This is a genomic window from Streptomyces sp. NPDC097619 (assembly GCF_040302735.1).
Classification (GTDB): Bacteria; Actinomycetota; Actinomycetes; order Streptomycetales; family Streptomycetaceae; genus Streptomyces.
The window spans coordinates 1-21,324 of record NZ_JBEOSD010000110.1 but is presented as its reverse complement, the minus strand read 5'-3'; the positions used below and the strand labels follow the sequence as shown (position 1 = coordinate 21,324).

Sequence of the window (21,324 nt, the reverse complement as noted above, 5' to 3'; positions counted from 1 at the left end):
GCCCGCGGGCGGCCGGCGATCAGAGCTCGCGGTGCACCTTGGTGTTGGAGGCCTGGGCGCGCGGGCGCACCACCAGCAGGTCGATGTTGACGTGCGAGGGGCGGGTGACGGCCCAGGTCACGGTGTCGGCCACGTCGTCGGCGGAGAGCGGCTCGGCCACGCCCGCGTAGACCTTGGCGGCCTTCTCGGTGTCCCCGCGGAAGCGGGTGGTGGCGAACTCGTCGGTCTTCACCATGCCCGGGGCGATCTCGATGACCCGGACCGGCTTCCCGACGATCTCCAGCCGGAGGGTCTCGGCGAGGACGTGCTCGCCGGTCTTGGCTGCCACGTACCCGGCGCCGCCCTCGTAGGTGCCGTGCCCGGCGGTCGAGGAGACCACGACCACGGTGCCGTCGCCGCTCGCCTCCAGGGCGGGCAGCAGGGCCTGGGTCACGTGCAGGGTGCCCAGCACGTTGACCTCGTACATGGTGCGCCAGTCCGCCGGGTCGCCGGTGGCCACCGGGTCCGCGCCGAGGGCGCCGCCGGCGTTGTTGACGAGGACCTCGCAGTGCTCCAGGGAGGCGGCGAAGGCGTCGACGGCGGCCCGGTCGGTGACGTCCAGGGCGTGGGCCGCGGCGGAGTGCCCGGCCGCGGTCAGCTCCTCCGCGAGGGCTTCGATCCGGTCCTTGCGGCGGGCGGTCAGCACCACGTGGAAGCCCGCGGCGGCCAGCTGCCGGGCCGTCGCGGCACCGATCCCGCTGCTCGCGCCGGTGACGACGGCGGTACGGGAGGGGGCGGTGGCGCTGCTCATGGAGGCTCCTCGGCGGACGTGCGTTCGTTTCCTTCGCGGTAGGCCCAGGATAGGCGGGCGTCCGGGGGAGCGGCCCGCCCACGATCGGGTGGCGGTCCGATGATCCGACCGGGGTCCGGCCTACCGTGCCGATCATGCGGAACAGGCTGATGGCAGCGGTGTCGGCGATGGCGGCGACGGTCGCGGTGACGGTGCTGGGCGGACCCGGGGCGGCCTCCGCCGCGGCCCCCGCCCCGGAGGCGGACGTGGCGTACCACGGCCGGGTGGTCCTGTCGGACGGGGTGCTGGGGGTCTGGCTGGTGCCGGAGAACAGCGGACCGGCCGCGCTGCCCGCCGCCACGGTGCGGCTGACCCTGTCGGCCGACCTGGGGCGGGCGGAGGGCCTGGCGGAGGGCTGCGCGCGGATCGGGCACCGGAGCGTGGTGTGCGAGACGGGCGCCCTGCCGGCGCGGGGCGCGGGCCGGCACGTCGCGGTGGTGCTGCCGCTGGCGGTGAAGGCCCGGGAGGTGGTGGTCCGGATCGACACGGCCTGGAACGGCGGGGCGGTGGACCGGGTGCCGGGCAACAACGAGCACACGGTGCTGGCGCTGGACACGGGCGACGCCTACGTCTTCTGACGCCGCCGAGGGCCCGACGCTCTCGCCCGGGCCGACGCACCGGCCCCGGGCCGGACGCTCCCGTCCGGCCCGTGGGCCCGACCCGGCGGCGGCCGCCGGTCAGCGGGCGCTGGCCGGGCCGAACTCCGCGAGGGCTTCGGTGACGAGGGCCTCCAGGCGGGCGTGGTGGGCCCCGCGCCAGTAGGCCCGGTCGCAGTCTCCGCACTGGGCGAAGACGTCGTAGCTGCGCTGGGTGCCGTCCTCGATGCGGTCGCCGAGGGCCTCCTTGTCGGCCTCGTGGAGGAGGCCGTTGCAGGCGGTGCAGCGGGTCCAGGGGGCGAGCACGGGCGCGAAGCGGCCGAGGACGTCGCGGAGCTGTTCCTCGGGGCGGTCGCTGTACACGTAGCCGCCCGCCCAGAGTTCGCGGCGGCGGAGCAGTCCGCGGTCCCGGGAGAGCAGGACGCGGCGTTCGGCGGCGGAGCGGGTGGCGAGGGCCGGGTCCCCGATGTCCTCGCTCTCGTAGGCGGCGTCCACGCCGAGCAGCCGGAGCCGTCGGGCGAGGGTGCCCAGGTGCACGTCGAGGAGGAAGCGGAGCGGGGCGCCGGGCACCCGCTGGGGCCGGTCCACGCCGTGGACCTCGACGGACTCCCCGGCGGCGGGGACGTGCGCGGTGTCCACCTCGCGGCCGTCCACGAGCAGCCGACCGACCTCGGTGAGCGGCACCCCGACGGACTCGACCACGTGGCCGAGGCTGGAGGAGCCGTCGGTGACGGTGCGGGCGCGGGGAGCGCGCAGCCCGGGGGCGGCGAAGAGGTGCAGTTCGGGGGCGAGGGTGAGATGGATCTCGGGGCCGTTCACGAGCCCAGCATGCCATCGGGCCCGGCCCCGCATCCCGCGATTTTCGCGTCGCCTACAGGGCCAGCCACCAGTCGTTCGAGAGGTGCACCCGCCCCGGCGGGTACTCGAACTCGGTGGCTCCGGCCAGGGTGAACCCGGCCGCCCGGCAGACCGCGTTGGAGGCGTGGTGGTCCGCGGAGGGGAAGGCGTGCAGCCGCTCCCGGTCCCCGTGGGCGCGGACGTGGGCCACGAGCGCGCGGGCCGCGGCGGCGGCCAGTCCGCGGCCCTGGAACTCGGGGAGCACGCCCCAGCCGGTCTCGTAGACGGCGCGGCCCTCCCACTCCCGGGGCCAGAAGCCGATGCTCCCGACCGTTTCGCCGCTGTCGGTGAGCAGGATCTTGAACATGCGGCCGGCTTCCGGCGGTCCGGCGCTCAGGGCCTCGTACCGGCGCTGCCGGTCGGCGAGTTTGGCGGGGGTCTCGGGGCCGCCGAGGTGCGCGGTCATCTCCGGTTCGTTCTTCCGCAGCAGCAACCAGAAGTCGTCGCCGCCCCAGGGTTCCAGCCGTACCGTCTCGGAGGGTGTCATCCGGTCAGCGTAGGCCGGGGGTACGACACCCCGGTCGGTGGCCGCCGGTGGCCGCCGGTGGGGCGGGTCGCTCGCGGTCAGTCGCGGAGCAGGAAGACGTATTCCTCGGTGTCGGCCTCGCGGGCGTGGGCCCAGTGGGACTCGGTGCCGGTGATCTCGAACCCGCAGCGGGTCAGGACGCGGACGGAGCCGGTGTTGTCGCAGGCGGCGCGGGCGTGCAGGGGCCGCTCGGGGAGGGCGGCGAGCAGGGCGCGCAGGGCGGCGGTGGCCAGTCCGCGGCCCCAGTGGGAGCGGACGATGCCGTAGGAGACCGAGCGTTCCTCGGCGGGGCCGTGGACGGCGAGGTTGCCGAGGACCTCGCCGGTGCGGGCGTCTGTCACGGTGCGCAGGACGATGCCCTCGCCGCCGCGGATCCGGGCCCAGTGGGCGTCGAAGGCGGCCCGGTCGTAGGGGTCCTTGCTGGTGAAGGCGGCCATGTGGTTGGACTCGGGGTCGCTGGACATGGTCCAGAAGACCTCCAGGTCCTCGTCGCGGACCTCGCGCAGCTCGATGTCCGTGGCGTGCGAACCCGTCGGCTCCGTCGGCTGCCCCATGTCCCCGTCCTCCGCTCCGTTCCGGCCGGTGTCCCGGCCGGTGTTCCGTCCGCCGTTCGTGCCGGGCGGGTGTCAGGGCCAGACCAGGCAGTAGGCCTGGTGGCCGTTCTCGTGCAGGCGCACGGAGAAGTCCTGCCACTCGTGCAGGAGCTGGTAGACGTTGAAGGCGTCGCGGGGGCCGCCGCGGTCGGGGACCGTGGACCAGATGAAGGCCGCGGCGCCCACGGACTCCTCACCGATGCCGCGCAGCGGGTCGGTGACGGTCATGGGGAGCTTGACCACGGCGTAGTCGGGGTGAAGGACGACCAGTTCGAGCGGGGGGACCTTGTGGAGCGGTATGCCCTCGATGCCGGTGAGGACCATCGCGGCCACCGTCTCGGGCTTGATCTTGGTGAACATGCCGCCCATGCCCAGCTCGTCGCCGCCGAGCTCCTCCGGCCGCATCGTGACGGGCACCCGGGCGGCCGTCGCGCCGTCCGGAGCGCCGAAGTACTTGTACGTCACCCCCATGCCGCGGCCACCACCCCTGCCTGCCGCCGTGGCACCGGGCACCGGTGCCGCGTCGGTCGTCTTGCGCCGGTGCCTGCCGCGGCGGCCCCGGGCGCGCTCGGACCCCAGGCCGTCCAGCCCGTCGGTCCCCTCGCCAGGTCCGCCACCGCGTTGCATATCTCCACCCGACTGCTCTTCGGCCTGCACTGGGGCCGCACGGACCCCACCGCGCGGCCTGATCATCATGGCAATGACCTCCCCCGCGGCACGACGGTGAAACACGATGCGCAAACACCTGTCCGCAAGTCGGCCCGGGGCTCTGACACCATGGCTGGTGTGAGCTACCCATACCAGGCCCCAGTTTCGCAGACTCTTTTCGACCGGGCGGCAGTCGTGACCCCCGGCGGCGTGAACTCTCCCGTGCGCGCGTTCCGTGCCGTGGGCGGTACGCCCCGGTTCATGGTGTCCGGTACCGGTCCGTACCTCACCGATGCCGACGGCCGCGAGTACGTGGACCTCGTGTGCTCGTGGGGTCCCATGATCCTCGGGCATTCCCGTCCGGAAGTGGTCGAGGCGGTACAGGCGGCGGTGGCCCGCGGCACCTCCTTCGGGACGCCCGGTGAGGGCGAGGTCGCGCTGGCCGAGGAGATCGTGGCGCGGATCGCGCCGGTGGAGCAGGTCCGGCTGGTTTCCTCCGGTACCGAGGCCACGATGTCGGCGATCCGACTGGCCCGCGGGTTCACCGGGCGCGCCAAGGTCGTGAAGTTCGCGGGCTGCTACCACGGTCACGTGGACGCGCTGCTGGCCGCGGCGGGTTCGGGTCTGGCCACCTTCGCGCTGCCGGACACCCCCGGCGTGACGGGGGCGCAGGCGGGGGACACCATCGTGCTCCCGTACAACGACCTGGACGCGGTGCGCGCGGCCTTCGCGGCGCACCCCGGTGAGATCGCGTGCGTGATCACGGAGGCGGCGCCCGGCAACATGGGCGTGGTCACTCCGGGTCCCGGTTTCAACCAGGGGCTGGCGGACCTGTGCCGGGAGAACGGCGCGCTGTACATCTCCGACGAGGTGATGACCGGTTTCCGCACCAGCCGCGCCGGCTGGTTCGGGGTGGACGGGGTGGCCCCCGACCTGATGACCTTCGGCAAGGTCATGGGCGGCGGCTTCCCGGCGGCCGCCTTCGGCGGTCGCGCGGACGTGATGGCGTACCTGGCGCCGGCCGGTCCGGTCTACCAGGCCGGCACCCTCTCGGGTAACCCGGTGGCGACGGCGGCGGGCCTGGCCCAGCTGCGGCTGCTGGACGAGGCGGCCTACGCGACGGTGGACGCGGTCTCCGCGGAGATCCAGGGCCTGGTGACGGGGGCGCTGGCCAAGGAGGGCGTGGCGCACCGCCTCCAGACCGCCTCCAACATGTTCTCGGTGTTCTTCACCCCCGACGAGGTGCGGAACTACGAGCACGCCAAGAAGCAGGAGTCCTTCCGCTTCACCGCGTTCTTCCACGCGATGCTGTCGGCGGGCGTGTACCTGCCGCCCTCGGCCTTCGAGTCCTGGTTCGTCTCCACCGCGCACGACGAGCGGGCCGTGGAGCGGATCGCGGCGGCGCTGCCGGCCGCGGCCCGCGCGGCCGCCGAGGCCACCCCGGAGGCGGCGGCGTGAGCGGGAACGAGATCACCGTCGTGCACCTGGTGCGGCACGGCGAGGTGCACAACCCGGACGGGGTCCTGTACGGCCGCCGTCCCGGCTACCACCTGTCCGACCTGGGCCGGCGGATGGCCGACCGGGTCGCCGAGCACCTGGCGGACCGGGACGTCACGTACGTGGTGTCCTCCCCGCTGGAGCGGGCGCAGGAGACGGCCGCGCCGGTGTCGAAGAGCCACGGGCTGGAGACGGCCACGGACTCCCGGCTGCTGGAGGCGGAGAACGTCTTCGAGGGCAAGACCTTCGGGGTCGGGGACGGCGCGCTGCGCAAGCCCGGCAACTGGAAGCACCTGACGAACCCGTTCAAGCCGTCCTGGGGCGAGCCGTACGTGGCGCAGGTGGTCCGGATGACGAGCGCGCTGGAGGCGGCCCGGGACAAGGCCCGCGGCCACGAGGCGGTGGCGGTCAGCCACCAGCTGCCGATCTGGATCGTGCGGAGCTTCGCGGAGAAGCGCCGGCTGTGGCACGACCCGCGGCGCCGCCAGTGCACGCTGGCCTCGCTGACCTCCTTCACGTACGAGGGGGACCGGCTGGTGTCGGTCGGGTACAGCGAGCCGGCGCGGGACCTCGTCCCGGCGCACCTGCTGGCCGGCGCGAAGCCGGTGAAGGGGGCCTCGAAGGCCTTCGGCGCCTGATCCCACGGGCCGCCCGGGCCCGGACGCCGCACGGCGTCCGGGCCCTTCGGCGTTCCCGGCGCACGCTTTCGGCCGTTCCCCCGGGCCAAGTGTTCGAAAAATCCTCGGCTCCTCGGGAACCGGGCGATCCGGTATAGCCTCCCCCCTATTGTCCGTTTGTGCGGACATGGTGTGGATGTGCGAACCACGGGGACGTCAGGAGGCCGGGAACATGCGGGAGATCAGCCGCCGGAGCGCGCTGGGTCTGGGTCTGGGAGCCGCGGCGGCGGTCGGTGTGGCGGGCTGCGGGCTGTCGGGGGGAGGGGGAACGGACGACAAGGGCACCGAGCCCCCGGGGCGCCCCTCCGGCACCCCGGGGCCGAAGGCGAAGCCGATCGGCGACGGTTCCACGGCCGACACCGGCCCGCAGCCCCACCAGCCCCCGAAGCCGGTGCCGCTCCAGCCGGGCGAGACCCCGCCGCAGTTCGTGGTGTTCAGCTGGGACGGGGCCGGGGAGGTCGGCAACGGCCTGTTCCCGCGCTTCCTGAAGGTGGCCAAGGACCACGGCGCCGCCATGACCTTCTTCCTGTCCGGCATCTACCTGCTGCCGGAGTCGAAGAAGGACCTGTACCGGCCGCCGCGGAACCCGGTCGGGGCCTCCGACATCGGGTACCTCAAGGACGAGAACATCCGCAACACCCTGAAGAACGTGCGTCAGGCGTGGCTGGACGGCCACGAGATAGGTACCCACTTCAACGGGCACTTCTGCGGGGGCCGCGGCTCGGTCGGCAACTGGACCGCCGAGGACTGGCGCAGCGAGATCGAGCAGGCCGAGAGCTTCGTCACACACTGGCGGACCAACACCGGCTTCACCGACCTGGATCCGCTGCCCTTCGACTACCGGAAGGAACTGGTCGGCGGCCGCACCCCCTGCCTGCTCGGCCAGGAGAACCTGCTGCCGGTCGCGGAGGAGCTGGGCTGGCGCTACGACGCCAGCTCCCCGGGCGGCCTCCAGATGTGGCCCGCGAAGAAGGGGAAGGTCTGGGACCTGCCCCTGCAGTCGGTGCCCTTCCCCGGGCACTCCTTCGAGGTGTTGTCCATGGACTACAACATCCTCGCCAACCAGTCGAAGAACACCACCCGCGGCGTCCCGTCCCGCTACCCGGGCTGGCGCAAGCAGGCCACCGGCGCCTACCTCGCCGGCTTCAAGCGGGCCTACGAGACCAACCGCGCGCCGTTGTTCATCGGCAACCACTTCGAGGAGTGGAACGGCGGCATCTACATGGACGCCGTGGAGGAGACCCTCAAGGCCGTAGCGGACAAAAAGGACGTACGACTCGTATCCTTCCGGCAGTTCACCGACTGGCTCGACGTCCAGGACCCCAAGGTCCTCGCCCGGCTCCGCGGCCTCACCCCCGGACAGGCCCCCACCGGTGGCTGGAACTCCTACCTCTCCGCCGCCTGAGAAGCCCCGCGCCGCGCTGGGGGCGACCCGTCTGACCTCGGGTTCGTCACCCCCGCGGGGGGTGCGGAAGATCCACAAAACGCCCATGCGAAACTTTTCACATGAGCCTTAGCCGCGCCCCCCGCCGCCGCTCGAACCGTGGCCGCGCCTCCCTGCTGACCGCGGTGACCGTAGCGTCCGCCCTGGCCCTGACGGCCTGCGGCGGATCGGACGGCGGAGGCGCCACCGGCGGCTCCGGCACCAACTTCGTCCAGAGCGACGGCGGGATCTCCCGCGTCGCCAAGGCCGACCGGGCCCCGGCCCCCAAGCTCGACGGCAAGACCATCGAGGGCGACACCCTCGACGTGACCTCCCTCAAGGGCAAGGTCGTCGTCCTCAACGTCTGGGGCTCCTGGTGCGCCCCCTGCCGGGCCGAGGCCCCGCACTTCGCGAAGGTCTCCAAGGAGCTCAAGCCCCGGGGCGTGGAGTTCGTCGGCATCAACATCCGCAACACCACGAGCGCCGCCAAGGAGTTCGACGAGGAGTTCGGGATCGACTACCCGAGCCTCCACGACCCCGACAGCAAGCTCCTGCTCCGCTTCCCCAAGGGCACCCTCAGCCTCCAGACCATCCCCTCCACCCTGGTCCTCGACCGGGAGGGGAAGATCGCCGCCCGCGCCCTCATCGGCCTCGGCGAGGACCAGCTCCGGAAGCTGATCGCCCCCGTGGCCGCGGAGAAGTGAGACCGTGTCCCCCGTGCAGTCCCCGGACACCGTGCAGAGCGTGCACACGGCCCTGACGGCCCTCGCCGTCGAACCCAACCAGACCGTCATGAGCGGCGCCCTGATGCTGGCGCTGCCCATCGCGATCATCGCCGGTCTGGTCTCCTTCTTCTCCCCCTGCGTGCTGCCGCTCGTCCCCGGCTACCTCAGCTACGTGACCGGCGTCGGCGGCACCGACCTCGCGGAGGCCCGGCGCGGCCGGATGGCGGCCGGCGCCGGACTCTTCGTCCTCGGCTTCACCGCCGTGTTCGTCTCCGGCGGGGCCCTCTTCGGCTTCTTCGGCGCCACCCTCCAGGAGCACCGCGAGATCATCTCCCAGGTGCTCGGCGTCCTCGTGATCCTCCTCGGCCTGTTCTTCATGGGCTGGATCCCCGGGGTCACCATGCGCGAGTTCCGCTTCCACAAGAAGCCCGCCGCCGGCCTCCTCGGGGCCCCCGTGCTCGGCGTGCTCTTCGGAATCGGCTGGACCCCCTGCATGGGCCCCACCCTGGGCGCGGTCACCGCGCTCTCCCTGGACCAGGCGAACGCGGGCCGGGCGGCCCTGCTGACCACCGCGTACTGCCTCGGACTCGGCGTGCCGTTCATCCTGACCGCGATCGCCTTCCGCAAGGCGCTCGGCGCGTTCGGGTGGGTCAAGAAGCACTACGCGTGGGTGATGCGCATCGGCGGCGGCATGCTGGTCCTCACCGGACTGCTGCTCGTCACAGGTGTGTGGAACACACTCGTCAGCGAGATGCAGGTGTGGACCAACGGATTCACGGTGGGGATCTGAGACGGTGGGGATCCGAGAGCGAATGAGTACGCGCGTATGAGTACGACCGACGACAAGACCGCCGCGGGCCCGGCCGAAGAGCCCGCCCTCGGCGAGGCGGGCGCCCAGCTCTCCACCGCGCCCCTGGAGGAGAACGCCGCGGCCCCCGTGGGCATCGGCGTCCTCGGCTGGGCCCGGTGGTTCTGGCGGCAGCTCACCTCCATGCGGGTGGCCCTGATCCTCCTGCTGCTGCTGTCCCTGGGCTCCATCCCGGGCTCCCTGGTCCCGCAGAACAACGTGGACCAGCTCAAGGTGTCCGAGTGGCAGAGCAAGCACGAGGCCTGGGTGCCGCTCTTCGAGAAGCTCCAGCTCTTCGACGTGTACAGCTCGGTGTGGTTCTCCGCGATCTACATCCTGCTGTTCGTCTCCCTCATCGGCTGCATCGTGCCGCGCAGCTGGCAGTTCGTCGGCCAGCTCCGCGGCCGTCCTCCGGCCGCCCCCAAGCGGCTGGACCGGCTGCCCGTCTCCGCCTCCTGGCGCACCGCCGAGGAGCCCGGGAAGGTCCTGGCCGCCGCCGAGGGCCTGCTGAAGTCCCGGCGCTTCCGCACCGAGACCGGCACCGGCTCCGTCGCCGCGGAGAAGGGCTACCTCCGCGAGGCCGGCAACCTCGTCTTCCACATCGCGCTCATCGTGATGCTCGTCGCCTTCGCCTGGGGCCAGCTCTACAAGTCCGAGGGCGGCAAGCTCGTCCTGCGCGGCACGGGCTTCTCCAACACGATGACCCAGTACGACGACTTCCGCTCCGGCACCCTCTTCGACCGCGACGGCCTGCCGCCCTTCAGCTTCCGGCTCGACGAGTTCGACGCCACCTTCGAGCGGACCGGCCCGCAGAAGGGCACCCCGCGCACCTTCAAGGCCCACGTCACCTACAACGAGGGCGCCTACGGCAAGGACGTCGAGGCCGACGTCGAGGTCAACAAGCCGCTCCAGATCGCCGGGGCCAAGGTCTACCTCCTCGGCCACGGCTACGCGCCGATCATCTCCGTGACCGACCCCCGCGGGAAGGTGGTGTTCAAGGAGGCGGTGCCGCTGCTGCCCATCGACTCCAACATCACCTCCACCGGCGCGGTCAAGGTCACCGACGGCTACCGCGACAAGGACGGGAAGAAGGAGCAGCTCGGCTTCAACGCCTTCTTCGTCCCGACCTTCGCGGGCGCCGGCCAGGGCCAGATGCTCTCCCAGTTCCCCGCCCTGGACTACCCCGTCCTCGCCCTGAGCGCCTACCACGGCAGCCTGGGCATCGACTCGGGCCTGGCCCAGAACGTCTACCGGCTCGACAAGACCAAGCTCAAGGAGTTCAAGGACGACAAGGGGCAGCTGTTCAAGCAGCGCATGCGGCCCGGCGAGTCCATGAAGCTCCCGAACGGCGCCGGCACCGTGAAGTTCGAGGGCGTCGAACGCTGGGCCACCTTCCAGATCAGCCAACAGCCCGGCAACGGCCTCGCCCTCGGCGGCGCCATCGCCGCCGTGGCCGGACTGGCCGGCTCCCTGTTCATCCAGCGGCGCCGGGTCTGGGTCCGCGCCACCGCCGGACCGGACGGCACCACCCTCGTCGAGATGGCCGGCCTCGGCCGCAGCGAGTCCGCCCGCCTGGCCGACGAGATCTCCGAGCTGTCCCTGCACCTGCACCAGCAGGCGCCCACCGCACCCGAACCCGCCGAGGATCCTGCCGAGGAACCCGCCGCGACCGCCGCGGCTGAAGAAGAAGGGGAGCGCGGATGAACACCCCGCTCGCAGTCGCCGCCAACGAGAACCTGGCGGAAATCAGCAACGTGCTGATCTACTCGTCGATGGCGGTCTACATGCTCGCCTTCTTCGCGCACATCGCCGAATGGACCTTCGGCAGCCGCAGCAAGGTCGGCCGCACCGCCGCCGCCCTCACCGCGCGGGCCGGGGCCCCGGCCGTGCGGGTCCGCGCCAAGGGCGGCGGCACCGCCGTCCTGGACCGCCCCGAGGTGGTCACCCGCAGCGCCCCCGGCACCCGTGACGTGCCCGACGGCCCCGGCGCCGCGGGCGGCACCGAGAAGGGCGACCTCTACGGCCGCATCGCGGTCTCCCTCACCGTCCTCGCCTTCCTCCTGGAAGCGGCCGGTGTCGCCACCCGCGCCCTCTCGGTGAAGCGGGCCCCCTGGGGCAACATGTACGAGTTCTCCATCACCTTCTCCACGGTGGCGGTCGGCGCGTACCTGGTGCTGCTGGCGCTGAAGAAGAACGTCCGCTGGATGGGCCTGATCCTCGTCACCAGCGTCCTGCTGGACCTCGGCATCGCCACCCGCTGGCTCTACACCGACAGCGACCAGCTGGTCCCCGCCCTCGACTCGTACTGGCTGTGGATCCACGTCTCCACCGCCATCATCTGCGGGGCCGTGTTCTACATCGGCGCCGCGGGCACGGTGCTCTACCTGTTCCGCGACTCCTACGAGAACAAGCTCGCGGGCGGCGGCACCCCCGGCCGCTTCGCCACCTCGATCCTGGAGCGGCTGCCCTCCGCGGGCTCCCTGGACAAGTTCGCGTACCGCATCAACGCGGCCGTCTTCCCGCTGTGGACCTTCACGATCATCGCGGGCGCCATCTGGGCCGGCGACGCCTGGGGCCGCTACTGGGGCTGGGACCCCAAGGAGGTCTGGTCCTTCGTCACCTGGGTCGCCTACGCCTGCTACCTGCACGCCCGCGCCACCGCCGGCTGGAAGGGCCGCAAGGCCGCCTACCTGGCCCTGTTCGCCTTCGCCTGCTGGATCTGGAACTACTACGGCGTCAACATCCTGCTGAACGGCAAGCACTCCTACTCCGGAGTCTGAGCCCGCCGCGGGAACGCCCCGAAGGGCCGGTGCACGAGCGACCTAGCGGTCCTCGTCCCGGCCCTTCTCCGTGTTCCCGGCGCTCCCGCCCTTGCCCTCGTCGGCATCGGCGTCGGAGGCGGCGTCGCTCCCGTCCGGCTTCCGGTTCCGCTGCTGCTCGCGCAGGGAGTCCAGGAACTCGGGGTTGTCGTCCGGCGCGACCCACCGGGCCCGACCGCCCCCGCCGAAGCCCCCGAAGCCGTCCGGTCCGCGGCCGCCGCCCTCCGGGGCCACCCGCTTCTTGCCCGCGAACAGCCACACCACCGGGCCCACGATCGAGAAGAGCAGGATGATGATGACCCACACCACCTTGGGGAGGTGCTTGACCTCCTCCTCGGGCGTGTTCAGACAGTCGATGAAGGCATAGATCGTCAGCGCGATGACCAGCAGGAACGGCAGATAGCGCAGCACGGTTCCGGACCGACTCCCAGGAAGTGGCGACGGGCCCCGACGGGCCCCGGTGACAGGTCCAGGGTAGTGCGTGGCGGATACTGGGCCCCATGGCTTACGACGATCTCCGCTCGCTGCTCCGGGCTCTGGAGCGGGAGGGCGACCTCAAGCGCATCAAGGCCGAAGTGGACCCGTACCTGGAGGTCGGGGAGATCGTCGACAGGGTGAACAAGGCAGGTGGACCCGCCCTGCTCTTCGAGAACGTCAAGGGCTCCGACATGCCCCTGGCGATGAACGTCTTCGGCACCGACCGCCGCCTCCTGAAGGCCCTCGGCCTCAAGTCCTACGGCGAGATCAGCGAGAAGATCGGCGGACTCCTCAAGCCGGAGCTGCCGCAGGGCTTCATCGGGGTCCGCGAGGCGTTCGGCAAGCTCGGCTCGATGGTGCACGTGCCGCCGAAGAAGGTGAAGGGCGAGTCCGCCCCCGTCCAGGAGGTCGTCCTCACCGGCGACGACGTCGACCTCGACCGGCTGCCGGCCCTCTTCACCTGGCCCAAGGACGGCGGTTCCTTCTTCAACCTCGGCCTCACCCACACCAAGCACCCCGTCACCGGGGTCCGCAACCTCGGCCTGTACCGCCTCCAGCGCCACGACAAGCGCACCATCGGCATGCACTGGCAGATCCACAAGGACAGCCGCAACCACTACGCGGTGGCCGCCGAGCGCGGCGAACGGCTGCCCGTGGCCATCGCCTTCGGCTGCCCCCCTGCCGTGACCTACGCCTCCACCGCCCCGCTGCCCGGGGACATCGACGAGTACCTGTTCGCCGGGTTCGTCGCGGGCAAGCGCATCGAGATGGTGGACTGCAAGACCGTGCCCCTCCAGGTCCCGGCCAACGCCGAGGTCGTCATCGAGGGCTGGCTGGAGCCCGGCGAGATGCTGCCCGAGGGCCCGTTCGGCGACCACACCGGCTTCTACACCCCGCAGGAGCCCTTCCCCGCCCTGAAGATCGACTGCGTCACCATGCGGAAGCGCCCGCTGATCCAGTCCATCGTGGTGGGTCGGCCGCCGACCGAGGACGGTCCCCTGGGCCGCGCCACCGAGCGCTTCTTCCTGCCGCTCCTCAAGATCATCGTCCCGGACATCGTGGACTACCACCTCCCCGAGTCGGGCGGCTTCCACAACTGCGCGATCGTCTCGATCGACAAGAAGTACCCCAAGCACGCCCAGAAGGTCATGCACGCCATCTGGGGCGCCCACATGATGTCCCTCACCAAGCTGATCATCGTGGTGGACAAGGACTGCGACGTCCACGACCTCCACGAGGTCTCCTGGCGGGCCCTGGGCAACACCGACTACTCGCGCGACCTCACCGTGGTCGAAGGTCCCGTGGACCACCTGGACCACGCCTCCTACCAGCAGTTCTGGGGAGGCAAGGCGGGCATCGACGCGACGAAGAAGCTGCCCGAGGAGGGCTACGTCCGCGACGGCGGCTGGCCCGACATGGTCGAGTCCGACCCGGCGACGGCGGCCCTGGTGGACCGCCGCTGGAAGGAGTACGGGCTGTGACGGCCTCCGCCGCCGACACCGGTGCCTCCCCGGCCCCGGCGCCCGGGAAGACGAAGGCGTTCCTGCGCCTGGTCATGATCGAGCACTCGGTGTTCGCGCTGCCCTTCGCCTACATCGCGGCGCTGACCGCGATGTTCCTGGACGACGGCACGATCCACTGGGTGCAGCTGCTGCTGGTGACCGTGGCCATGGTGGGCCTGCGGACCTTCGCCATGGCCTGCAACCGGATCATCGACCGGGAGATCGACGCCCGCAACCCCCGCACCGCGGGCCGCGAGTTGGTCACCGGCGCGGTGTCGGTGCGTTCGGCCTGGACCGGCGCGGGCATCGCCCTGGCCGTGTTCCTCGGGGCGGCGGCCCTGCTCAACCCGCTCTGCCTGGTGCTGGCCCCGGTGGCCGTCGTGCCGATGGTGGTCTACCCGTACGGCAAGCGGTTCACCGACTACCCGCACGCCATCCTGGGCCTGGCCCAGGCCATGGGGCCGATCGGGGCCTGGCTGGCCGTCACCGGCTCCTGGTCCTGGGAGGCCGTGGTGCTGGGCCTGGCCGTCGGCGTGTGGATCGGTGGCTTCGACCTGATCTTCGCCTGCCAGGACGTGGCGGCGGACCGGGCCGAGGGGGTCCGCTCGGTCCCGGCCCGCTTCGGGGTCCCGGCCGCGCTGTGGGGGGCCCGCGGGGCCCACGTGGTGACCACGGCCCTGCTGGTCTGGTACGCCCTGCTGACGGACGCCGGCGGGTTCTTCTGGGCCGGGCTGGTCGTGGTGGCGGCGGCCTTCGTGTACGAGCACACCATCGTCACCCCGCACGACCTGTCCCGCCTGAACCGGGCCTTCTTCACGGTGAACGGTTTCATCGGGATCAGCCTGTTCGGGTTCGCGCTCGCGGACCTGCTGGTGCGCGGGCTGACGCTCTAGGCTCGGAACCATGACTGAGGGCAAGCGCACGCCGTGGGTGGTCGGGGTCTCCGGAGCTTCCGGGACCCCCTACGCGGCGGCGGTGCTGCGCGGGTTGCTGGACGCGGGGGAGAGCGTGGACCTGGTGGTGAGCCGGGCCTCCCGGCTCACCCTCCTGGACGAGACGGGCATCTCCTACCGGGACGCGCACTGGCGCGAGGACCTGGGGGAGTGGCTGGCCCGCGGGGCCGACGGCAAGCCGGAGACCTTCCCCGGGGTCCGGGACCGACTGGACGCGGTGCGGCACTGGGCGGCCGGCGACCTGGCGGCGGGGCCGAGCAGCGGTTCGTACCCGGTGAAGGGGATGCTGATCGTGCCCGCGTCCACGGCCTGTGTGGCCGGGGTGGCGCTGGGGCTTTCGAAGGACCTGCTGCAGCGGGCGGCGAGCGTGACGCTCAAGGAGCGGCGCCGGCTGGTGGTCGCGGTGCGCGAGACCCCGCTGAGCGGGCAGACGCTGAAACAGCTGGTGGCGCTGGACGAGGCGGGCGCCGTGGTGCTGCCCGCCTCTCCGGCGTTCTACGCGGGGGCGACGCACATCCAGGAGCTGGTGGACTTCGTCGCCGGGCGGGTGCTGGACGCGGCAGGGGTGCCGCACCGGCTGTACCGCCGTTGGGAGGGTGAGCTCGGTGGCTCGCGCTCCCAGGGTTGAGGCCTGCCGGTCCGCTAGCGCTTCTTGGCCGGGCGGACGCCGCGGACCTTGTCGGCGCGCTGGGCGGCGGCGGGCTGGTGGGCACGGGATCGGCTGGCCAGCTCCTGCAGCTGTCGCATGTGAGCGTAGGCCATCTCGATCGTGTACACGGTGAACCACTCCTGAAAGATCGTCTTTGATCTGCTGAAAGATTCACAGGGTGTCGCCCCTGTGTGCCTTAGATTCTATACGTAAACTCGTGAGATCGCTGAACAATGGAAGGCTCCAGGCATATGGACGCGGTGGACAGGCAGCTCATCCAGGCGCTCAGGGAGAACGGCCGCGCGTCGTACGCCGAGCTCGGCCGGCTCGTCGGGCTCTCCGGCCCGAGCGTCACCGACCGGATCAACCGGCTGGAGGCGGCCGGTGTGATCACCGGCTACCGGGCCACCGTGGACGCGGCCTCGCTGGGCCTGGGCGTCACGGCCCTGATCGGCATCTCCCTCTCCGACGCGGCCGACCACGAGGACGTGGCCCGGCGGCTGAAGGACCTCGCGGAGATCGAGGACTGCTGGTTCATCGCCGGTGACGACTCCTTCATGCTGAAGGTCCGGGTCGGCGACGTGGACGGCCTGGAGAAGATCATCCGCAAGCTCTCGGGCACCAAGGGCGTCTCCCGGACCCGCACCACGATCGTGCTCTCCACCAAGTGGGAGAACCGCGTCGGCGACCTCCCCGAGGAACGCTGAGCGTACGGCGGCGAGTACCGTGGGACAGGGTTGCAGGACACACAGAGGAGGCGACCGACGCATGGACGCTGGGCTCAAGCGCGAGCTGGAGGAGAAGGTCCGCTCCGGTGAGCGGCTGACCCGTGAGGACGGCATCGCCCTCTACGAGTCGGACGACCTGGCCTGGCTCGGCGGCCTCGCGCACGAGGTGCGGACCCGCAAGAACGGCGACGTGGTCCACTTCAACGTCAACCGCCACCTCAACATGACCAACGTGTGCACCGCCTCCTGCGCGTACTGCTCCTTCCAGCGCAAGCCGGGGGAGAAGGACGCGTACACGATGCGCATCGAGGAGGCCGTCCGCCTCGCCAAGGCGATGGAGGGCGAGAACCTCACCGAGCTGCACATCGTCAACGGCCTGCACCCGAACCTGCCGTGGCGCTACTACCCGCGCTCGCTGTCCGAGCTGAAGAAGGCGCTGCCGGACGTCTCCCTCAAGGCGTTCACCGCCACGGAGATCCACCACTTCGAGACCATCTCGGGCCTGTCCGCCTCCGAGATCCTCGACGAGCTGATCGACGCCGGTCTGGAGTCCCTGACCGGCGGCGGCGCGGAGATCTTCGACTGGGAGGTCCGGCAGCACATCGTCGACCACCGCACCCACTGGGAGGACTGGTCGCGCATCCACCGCCTCGCGCACGAGAAGGGTCTCAAGACCCCGTGCACGATGCTCTACGGGCACATCGAGGAGCCGCGCCACCGCGTGGACCACGTGCTGCGGCTGCGCGAGCTCCAGGACGAGACGGGCGGCTTCCAGGTCTTCATCCCGCTGCGCTACCAGCACGACTTCGTGGACATGAGGGACGGCAAGGTCCGCAACAAGCTCCAGGCCCGCACCACCATGGCCACCGGGGCCGAGGCCCTGAAGACCTTCGCCGTCTCCCGGCTGCTCTTCGACAACGTCCCGCACGTCAAGGTCTTCTGGGTGATGCACGGGGTGCAGACCGCCCAGCTCGCCCTCCAGCACGGGGCCGACGACATGGACGGCTCGGTGGTCGAGTACAAGATCACCCACGACGCGGACAACTACGGCACCCCGAACAAGCTGACCCGCGACGACCTCCTCGACCTGATCCGCGAAGCGGGCTTCCGCCCGGTCGAGCGCAACACCCGCTACGAGGTCATCCGCGAGTACCCCGGCCCGGACGCCTCGCTGCGCGAATCGCCGCAGCCGATGCGCGTCTGAGTCCGCGCGCACGCCCGACGGAGGGCCCCGTTCCGAGACCCGGGACGGGGCCCTCCGGCATGTGCGCGGCGGTCCGACCCCGCGGCCGTGCCCCCTCTCCGGCGCAGCGTCCCGTCCGCGGCGCCGCGTCCCGTCCCCGTGCCCCCGACCTCCTGTCAGTGGTAAGGAATAGGCTCGGCCCATGACCCTTACGTTCACTCTTGACCCGACGGTGGACCCCGCCCTCCACGAGGGCATCCTCGACCTCTGGACGGACGTCTCCAACGCGGGCGGCGCCGTCGGCTTCGTCGCCCCCGTGGTCCGGGACGACGTCCGCCCCGCGCTGCTGAGGCAGCTCGGCCACCTCGCCGACGGCGGCAGCCGCCTGCTCGTCGGCCACGACGAGGAGGGTCGGGTCGCCGCCACCGCCTTCCTCACCCTCAACACCCACCACCTGATGACCCACTGGCTGTGGCTCTACACCGTGATGGTCCACCCGCGCCTCCAAGGCACCGGGCACGGCCGGGCCCTGATGGCCGCGGCGGCCGACGCCGCCCGCACGATCGAGGGGATCGAGGCCGTCCGCCTCTCCTGTCGCGGCGGCCTCGGCCTGGAGCACTTCTACGCCGCCTGCGGCTACAAGGAAGTGGGCCGCGTCCCCGCAGCCATCCGCGTGGCCCCGGGCGACGACCGTGACGACATCACGATGCTGCTCCCCCTTCACTGACGCGAACGGCGCCGTGCTTCACTGGACGGGCAGCAACGCGACCGGCAGAAGAGAGAAGGCGTCCCGTGGCACTGAAGACGAGCGCGACGATCCGCTACACCGCGATGCGCCTGGGCATCTTCGCCGGGTGCCTCGCCCTCGTGTGGGGGCTGGTCCGGCTGCGCGTGCTGCCCGCGGGCCTCGGCGACGCGAACCTGGCCTGGGTGGTGCTGCTCGCGCTGGTGATCTCCGCCCCGCTCTCCTTCGTCCTGCTCCGCAAGCAGCGCGACGAGATGTCCGTGCAGATCAGCGGACGGGTCGAGGGCGCGAAGGACCGGCTGGCCGCCAACCGCAGCCAGGAGGACGAAGTGGACGACGCCGCCCGCGCCCGCTGAGCCCCGCCCGCCGACCCCGCTCCGCAGCGGTCTCTTTCGAGGGGTCCCGCGCGTAAGGTTCATCACATCGCAAACCGCCCCGTTGCAGGACGACCCGTCCGGCAGCGGGGCGGCGGCGTTCCCGCGCGGGTTTGGCTCAAAGTAAGACTTTGAGAATCTCAAAGGGCAAGTGTTAGCGTGTTAAACATGTTGACCGCAGCCGCGCACCGCCCAGCCATGAGCCCTCTGCTCGTGGCGCGCCTGCACATCGATCTCTGCCGCCGTGTATCCGCGGCCTGCTGCTGTCGCTGAACCCGTGCGCTGAAACGTTCCGCCCTGCGCGGCGACGTCCTCGGCGATCCAGCAGCGGTCCCGGCCGGCCCTCTTTCGGCTGCCGCACCGCACCACAGCAACGTCCCCCACCCCCGTGCGTCACATCCGGAGTGTGTCCGTGTCCGCGAACCCGAAGGCCGCCGCCCCCGAGGCCCGGCCCGCGAAGTTCTCCTTCCCCTTCTGGGCCCAGATCGTCAGCGGTCTCGTGCTCGGCGTCCTGCTCGGCTGGCTCGCCCGCAGCCAGGACATCAGCTGGCTCTACACCACCCTGGAGAAGGTCGGCGACATCTTCGTCCAGCTGCTGAAGCTGGCCGTCGCCCCGCTCGTCTTCTTCGCGATCCTGGTGTCGATCACCAACCTGCGCAAGGTCAACAACGCCGCCCGGCTGGCCTCCCGCACCCTGCTCTGGTTCATGATCACCTCGCTGATCGCCGTCTCCATCGGCCTGCTCCTCGGCCTGCTGACGAACCCCGGCTCGGGCACCGGCCTGACCCCGAAGGACGGCAAGACCCCCGAGCACACCGGCTCCTGGATCGACTTCCTGACCGGCATCGTGCCCACCGACGTCATCACGCCCTTCACCGAGCTGAACGTCCTCCAGATCGTCTTCATGGCCGCCGTCGCCGGCATCGCCGCCCTCCAGCTCGGCGAGAAGGCCGCCCCGATCCTCAGCCTCTCCGAGTCGGTCCTGGAGCTGCTCCAGAAGGCCCTGTGGTGGGTCATCCGCCTCGCCCCGATCGGCACCGTCGGCCTCATCGGCTACGCCATCGCCGACTACGGCTGGGACCTCATCGGCAAGTACGCCACCTTCACCGCGGACGTCTACATCGGCTGCGCCCTCGTGATGTTCGGCGTCTACCCGCTGCTGCTGGCCACCGTGGCGAAGGTCAACCCGCTCCAGTTCTTCAAGGGCGCCTGGCCCGCGATCCAGCTGGCCTTCGTCTCGCGCTCCTCGGTCGGCACCATGCCGGTCACCCAGAAGGTCACCGAGCGCCTGGGTGTCCCGAAGGACTACACCTCCTTCGCCGTGCCCTTCGGCGCCACCACCAAGATGGACGGCTGCGCCGCCATCTACCCGGCGCTCGCCGCGATCTTCATCGCGCAGATCTTCGACGTGCAGCTGGGCGTGGGCGACTACCTCCTGATCGCCTTCGTCTCGGTGGTCGGCTCGGCCGCCACGGCCGGTCTCACCGGTGCCACGGTCATGCTGACCCTGACCCTGTCCACGCTGGGTCTGCCGCTGGAGGGCGTCGGTCTGCTCCTCGCCATCGACCCGATCCTGGACATGATCCGCACCGCCACCAACGTGGCCGGTCAGGCCCTGGTCCCGGTGATCGTGGCCGCCCGCGAGGGCATCCTCGACAAGGAGGCGTACGCCACCGCCTCCGCCTCCCCGATCGACTCCGTCGACCCCCGCGAGGCCGAGCGCCAGGTGACGGTCCCGGCCGCCGCCTGACCGCCGCCGCCCGCGCGCACCCGCCGCCGCCCCCGCCCCCGTTCCGGGCGGGGGCGGCGGCGTGTCCGGGGCCCGGTCCTTCCTCGTGGCGCCTCGCTCCGGCGGGCCGGCGGCGGCACCTCCGGGAAACCTCAAGCGGTATAGACCTTTCCGGTGTTTCCGCTGATCATGGGCACGGAACACGTGAGAACAGCAGGGGGCGGGATGAACAGGTCGCGACTGAAGGTGCTGGGCGCCGGGCTGGCGCTGGCGGCGCTGGCCGCCGAGGGATGGCTCGCGGCCGGCTCCGCCGCGATGGGCTCCGCGCTCGCCGCCGGCGGTGGCGGGGAGACCGGCTTCCCGTACGCCCGCCGCGGCGACAGTGCCTGGTTCGCCCTCCCGCCCGTCACCAACCGGTCGGACCGGGACCTCGAACTGCTGGGGCCCGAGGTGATCGGGCTCCCGGACGGGGTGGAGCTGACCGGCACCGCCGCCTTCGGGCGGGCGGCCACGGAGCCGATGCCGCTGGCGCTGCGGGACGATTCCGTCCGCGAGGGCGGGTTCGTCGACCGCTCCGGCACCCCGGAGCGGCTGGCGCCCGGTCAGGAGGGCCGTCGCTCCCTGATGGTGCGACTGACCCTCACCGGGGACGCGCCCGTACGCGTCGAGGGCTGCCGGGTGGTCTACCGCCAGGACGGCGTGACCTTCCGGCAGGACACCCCCTGCGCCTTCGTCATGGGCGCCGACGACCCCGAGTGGCGGACGTTCCCGCCGTACGCGACCCCCGGGGCCCCGACCCCCGGCCACTGAGTCGCCCTCCGACCGTGCCGCGGCCCCCGCCCGCCCGCGCCGGGCACGTCGGGCGGACCGGTCCGCTGCGCCGCCTCCGCGCCCTGCTGCCCGTACC

At 71.6% G+C, this 21,324-nt stretch carries 24 protein-coding genes; 17 read left to right on the top strand and 7 right to left on the bottom strand.

Annotation, left to right across the window (positions count from 1 at the left end):
* Positions 1–19: 19 nt before the first annotated feature.
* Positions 20–790: an SDR family NAD(P)-dependent oxidoreductase gene (locus tag ABTZ17_RS25700; protein WP_352198073.1), complete on the bottom strand. Its 771-nt coding sequence runs from the start codon at positions 788–790 to the stop codon at positions 20–22.
* A 134-nt stretch (positions 791–924) separates the two neighbouring features.
* Here ABTZ17_RS25700 and ABTZ17_RS25695 point away from each other — a divergent pair, with 134 nt between their 5' ends.
* Positions 925–1,407, top strand: a complete 483-nt coding sequence (locus ABTZ17_RS25695) for a hypothetical protein (RefSeq protein ID WP_352198072.1) — start codon at positions 925–927, stop codon at positions 1,405–1,407.
* A gap of 99 nt (positions 1,408–1,506) precedes the next feature.
* On the opposite strand, the gene ABTZ17_RS25690 is transcribed toward ABTZ17_RS25695, so the two are convergent.
* From ABTZ17_RS25690 to ABTZ17_RS25675, 4 genes are all read right to left on the bottom strand, one after another.
* The gene (locus tag ABTZ17_RS25690) at positions 1,507–2,244 is read right to left on the bottom strand and encodes a Mut7-C RNAse domain-containing protein (RefSeq protein WP_352198071.1); all 738 of its coding nucleotides are present in this window, start codon (positions 2,242–2,244) and stop codon (positions 1,507–1,509) included.
* Positions 2,245–2,296: 52 nt separating this feature from the next.
* The gene (locus ABTZ17_RS25685) at positions 2,297–2,809 is read right to left on the bottom strand and encodes a GNAT family N-acetyltransferase (protein ID WP_352198070.1); all 513 of its coding nucleotides are present in this window, start codon (positions 2,807–2,809) and stop codon (positions 2,297–2,299) included.
* 77 nt (positions 2,810–2,886) lie between these two features.
* Entirely contained in the window at positions 2,887–3,402 is a 516-nt protein-coding gene (locus ABTZ17_RS25680) for a GNAT family N-acetyltransferase (protein ID WP_352198069.1), read from the bottom strand.
* 72 nt (positions 3,403–3,474) lie between these two features.
* Positions 3,475–3,912, bottom strand: coding sequence for a hypothetical protein (locus tag ABTZ17_RS25675; protein ID WP_352198068.1), 438 nt, complete (start codon positions 3,910–3,912; stop codon positions 3,475–3,477).
* Between the two features lie 306 nt (positions 3,913–4,218).
* Here ABTZ17_RS25675 and hemL point away from each other — a divergent pair, with 306 nt between their 5' ends.
* The 7 genes from hemL (at position 4,219) to ccsB (ending at position 12,038) form a co-directional block, all read left to right on the top strand.
* Positions 4,219–5,547: a glutamate-1-semialdehyde 2,1-aminomutase gene (gene hemL / locus ABTZ17_RS25670; protein ID WP_352198081.1), complete on the top strand. Its 1,329-nt coding sequence runs from the start codon at positions 4,219–4,221 to the stop codon at positions 5,545–5,547.
* Positions 5,544–6,224, top strand: coding sequence for a histidine phosphatase family protein (locus tag ABTZ17_RS25665; RefSeq protein ID WP_352198067.1), 681 nt, complete (start codon positions 5,544–5,546; stop codon positions 6,222–6,224). The genes hemL and ABTZ17_RS25665 overlap by 4 nt, the downstream gene beginning before the upstream one ends.
* A gap of 211 nt (positions 6,225–6,435) precedes the next feature.
* A complete protein-coding gene (locus ABTZ17_RS25660) occupies positions 6,436–7,668 on the top strand; it encodes a polysaccharide deacetylase family protein (protein WP_352198066.1) in 1,233 nt (410 codons plus the stop codon).
* 101 nt (positions 7,669–7,769) lie between these two features.
* Entirely contained in the window at positions 7,770–8,390 is a 621-nt protein-coding gene (locus tag ABTZ17_RS25655; RefSeq protein WP_352198065.1) for a TlpA family protein disulfide reductase, read from the top strand.
* Positions 8,391–8,478: 88 nt separating this feature from the next.
* On the top strand, positions 8,479–9,201 hold the full coding sequence (locus ABTZ17_RS25650) for a cytochrome c biogenesis CcdA family protein (protein WP_352198080.1): 723 nt from the start codon (positions 8,479–8,481) through the stop codon (positions 9,199–9,201).
* Positions 9,202–9,237: 36 nt separating this feature from the next.
* Positions 9,238–10,962 carry a cytochrome c biogenesis protein ResB gene (gene resB, locus ABTZ17_RS25645; RefSeq protein ID WP_352198064.1) on the top strand — a complete coding sequence of 575 codons (1,725 nt, stop codon included), beginning with the start codon at positions 9,238–9,240 and terminating at the stop codon, positions 10,960–10,962.
* On the top strand, positions 10,959–12,038 hold the full coding sequence (gene ccsB / locus ABTZ17_RS25640; RefSeq protein WP_352198063.1) for a c-type cytochrome biogenesis protein CcsB: 1,080 nt from the start codon (positions 10,959–10,961) through the stop codon (positions 12,036–12,038). Before resB ends, ccsB begins: the two co-directional genes overlap by 4 nt.
* A gap of 42 nt (positions 12,039–12,080) precedes the next feature.
* Here ccsB and ABTZ17_RS25635 read toward each other — a convergent pair whose 3' ends face one another.
* On the bottom strand, positions 12,081–12,488 hold the full coding sequence (locus tag ABTZ17_RS25635) for a PLD nuclease N-terminal domain-containing protein (RefSeq protein WP_352198062.1): 408 nt from the start codon (positions 12,486–12,488) through the stop codon (positions 12,081–12,083).
* Positions 12,489–12,577: 89 nt separating this feature from the next.
* Between ABTZ17_RS25635 and ABTZ17_RS25630 the strand changes: the two genes are divergently transcribed.
* Genes ABTZ17_RS25630 through ABTZ17_RS25620 form a run of 3 tightly spaced genes read left to right on the top strand, consistent with a single transcriptional unit; the run spans position 12,578 to position 15,637 of the window.
* On the top strand, positions 12,578–14,035 hold the full coding sequence (locus ABTZ17_RS25630) for a menaquinone biosynthesis decarboxylase (protein WP_352198061.1): 1,458 nt from the start codon (positions 12,578–12,580) through the stop codon (positions 14,033–14,035).
* Positions 14,032–14,949, top strand: a complete 918-nt coding sequence (gene mqnP, locus ABTZ17_RS25625) for a menaquinone biosynthesis prenyltransferase MqnP (RefSeq protein ID WP_352198060.1) — start codon at positions 14,032–14,034, stop codon at positions 14,947–14,949. Before ABTZ17_RS25630 ends, mqnP begins: the two co-directional genes overlap by 4 nt.
* 10 nt (positions 14,950–14,959) lie before the next feature.
* A complete protein-coding gene (locus ABTZ17_RS25620; RefSeq protein WP_352198059.1) occupies positions 14,960–15,637 on the top strand; it encodes a UbiX family flavin prenyltransferase in 678 nt (225 codons plus the stop codon).
* Between the two features lie 14 nt (positions 15,638–15,651).
* On the opposite strand, the gene ABTZ17_RS25615 is transcribed toward ABTZ17_RS25620, so the two are convergent.
* A complete protein-coding gene (locus tag ABTZ17_RS25615) occupies positions 15,652–15,786 on the bottom strand; it encodes a hypothetical protein (RefSeq protein WP_352198082.1) in 135 nt (44 codons plus the stop codon).
* Positions 15,787–15,909: 123 nt separating this feature from the next.
* Here ABTZ17_RS25615 and ABTZ17_RS25610 point away from each other — a divergent pair, with 123 nt between their 5' ends.
* From ABTZ17_RS25610 to ABTZ17_RS25585, 6 genes are all read left to right on the top strand, one after another.
* Positions 15,910–16,365 carry an Lrp/AsnC family transcriptional regulator gene (locus ABTZ17_RS25610; RefSeq protein ID WP_352198058.1) on the top strand — a complete coding sequence of 152 codons (456 nt, stop codon included), beginning with the start codon at positions 15,910–15,912 and terminating at the stop codon, positions 16,363–16,365.
* Between the two features lie 61 nt (positions 16,366–16,426).
* Positions 16,427–17,590 carry an aminofutalosine synthase MqnE gene (mqnE, locus tag ABTZ17_RS25605; RefSeq protein WP_352198057.1) on the top strand — a complete coding sequence of 388 codons (1,164 nt, stop codon included), beginning with the start codon at positions 16,427–16,429 and terminating at the stop codon, positions 17,588–17,590.
* A 181-nt stretch (positions 17,591–17,771) separates the two neighbouring features.
* Complete coding sequence (locus ABTZ17_RS25600) at positions 17,772–18,296, top strand: GNAT family N-acetyltransferase (RefSeq protein ID WP_352198056.1); 525 nt, start codon at positions 17,772–17,774, stop codon at positions 18,294–18,296.
* Between the two features lie 65 nt (positions 18,297–18,361).
* Entirely contained in the window at positions 18,362–18,670 is a 309-nt protein-coding gene (locus tag ABTZ17_RS25595) for a DUF4229 domain-containing protein (RefSeq protein WP_502994845.1), read from the top strand.
* A gap of 430 nt (positions 18,671–19,100) precedes the next feature.
* A complete protein-coding gene (locus ABTZ17_RS25590; RefSeq protein ID WP_352198055.1) occupies positions 19,101–20,438 on the top strand; it encodes a dicarboxylate/amino acid:cation symporter in 1,338 nt (445 codons plus the stop codon).
* A gap of 204 nt (positions 20,439–20,642) precedes the next feature.
* A complete protein-coding gene (locus ABTZ17_RS25585) occupies positions 20,643–21,227 on the top strand; it encodes a hypothetical protein (protein WP_352198054.1) in 585 nt (194 codons plus the stop codon).
* Positions 21,228–21,324: the final 97 nt, after the last annotated feature.

Bases quoted from the DNA above. Each gene is read 5' to 3' on its own strand.
- ABTZ17_RS25700 (WP_352198073.1), bottom strand. From the start codon at position 790: ATGAGCAGCGCCACCGCCCCCTCCCGTACCGCCGTCGTCACCGGCGCG.
- ABTZ17_RS25695 (WP_352198072.1), top strand. From the start codon at position 925: ATGCGGAACAGGCTGATGGCAGCGGTGTCGGCGATGGCGGCGACGGTC.
- ABTZ17_RS25685 (WP_352198070.1), bottom strand. From the start codon at position 2,809: ATGACACCCTCCGAGACGGTACGGCTGGAACCCTGGGGCGGCGACGAC.
- ABTZ17_RS25680 (WP_352198069.1), bottom strand. From the start codon at position 3,402: ATGGGGCAGCCGACGGAGCCGACGGGTTCGCACGCCACGGACATCGAG.
- ABTZ17_RS25675 (WP_352198068.1), bottom strand. From the start codon at position 3,912: ATGGGGGTGACGTACAAGTACTTCGGCGCTCCGGACGGCGCGACGGCC.
- hemL (WP_352198081.1), top strand. From the start codon at position 4,219: ATGGCTGGTGTGAGCTACCCATACCAGGCCCCAGTTTCGCAGACTCTT.
- ABTZ17_RS25660 (WP_352198066.1), top strand. From the start codon at position 6,436: ATGCGGGAGATCAGCCGCCGGAGCGCGCTGGGTCTGGGTCTGGGAGCC.
- ABTZ17_RS25655 (WP_352198065.1), top strand. From the start codon at position 7,770: ATGAGCCTTAGCCGCGCCCCCCGCCGCCGCTCGAACCGTGGCCGCGCC.
- ABTZ17_RS25650 (WP_352198080.1), top strand. From the start codon at position 8,479: ATGAGCGGCGCCCTGATGCTGGCGCTGCCCATCGCGATCATCGCCGGT.
- resB (WP_352198064.1), top strand. From the start codon at position 9,238: ATGAGTACGACCGACGACAAGACCGCCGCGGGCCCGGCCGAAGAGCCC.
- ccsB (WP_352198063.1), top strand. From the start codon at position 10,959: ATGAACACCCCGCTCGCAGTCGCCGCCAACGAGAACCTGGCGGAAATC.
- ABTZ17_RS25630 (WP_352198061.1), top strand. From the start codon at position 12,578: ATGGCTTACGACGATCTCCGCTCGCTGCTCCGGGCTCTGGAGCGGGAG.
- ABTZ17_RS25620 (WP_352198059.1), top strand. From the start codon at position 14,960: ATGACTGAGGGCAAGCGCACGCCGTGGGTGGTCGGGGTCTCCGGAGCT.
- ABTZ17_RS25610 (WP_352198058.1), top strand. From the start codon at position 15,910: ATGGACGCGGTGGACAGGCAGCTCATCCAGGCGCTCAGGGAGAACGGC.
- mqnE (WP_352198057.1), top strand. From the start codon at position 16,427: ATGGACGCTGGGCTCAAGCGCGAGCTGGAGGAGAAGGTCCGCTCCGGT.
- ABTZ17_RS25600 (WP_352198056.1), top strand. From the start codon at position 17,772: ATGACCCTTACGTTCACTCTTGACCCGACGGTGGACCCCGCCCTCCAC.
- ABTZ17_RS25585 (WP_352198054.1), top strand. From the start codon at position 20,643: ATGAACAGGTCGCGACTGAAGGTGCTGGGCGCCGGGCTGGCGCTGGCG.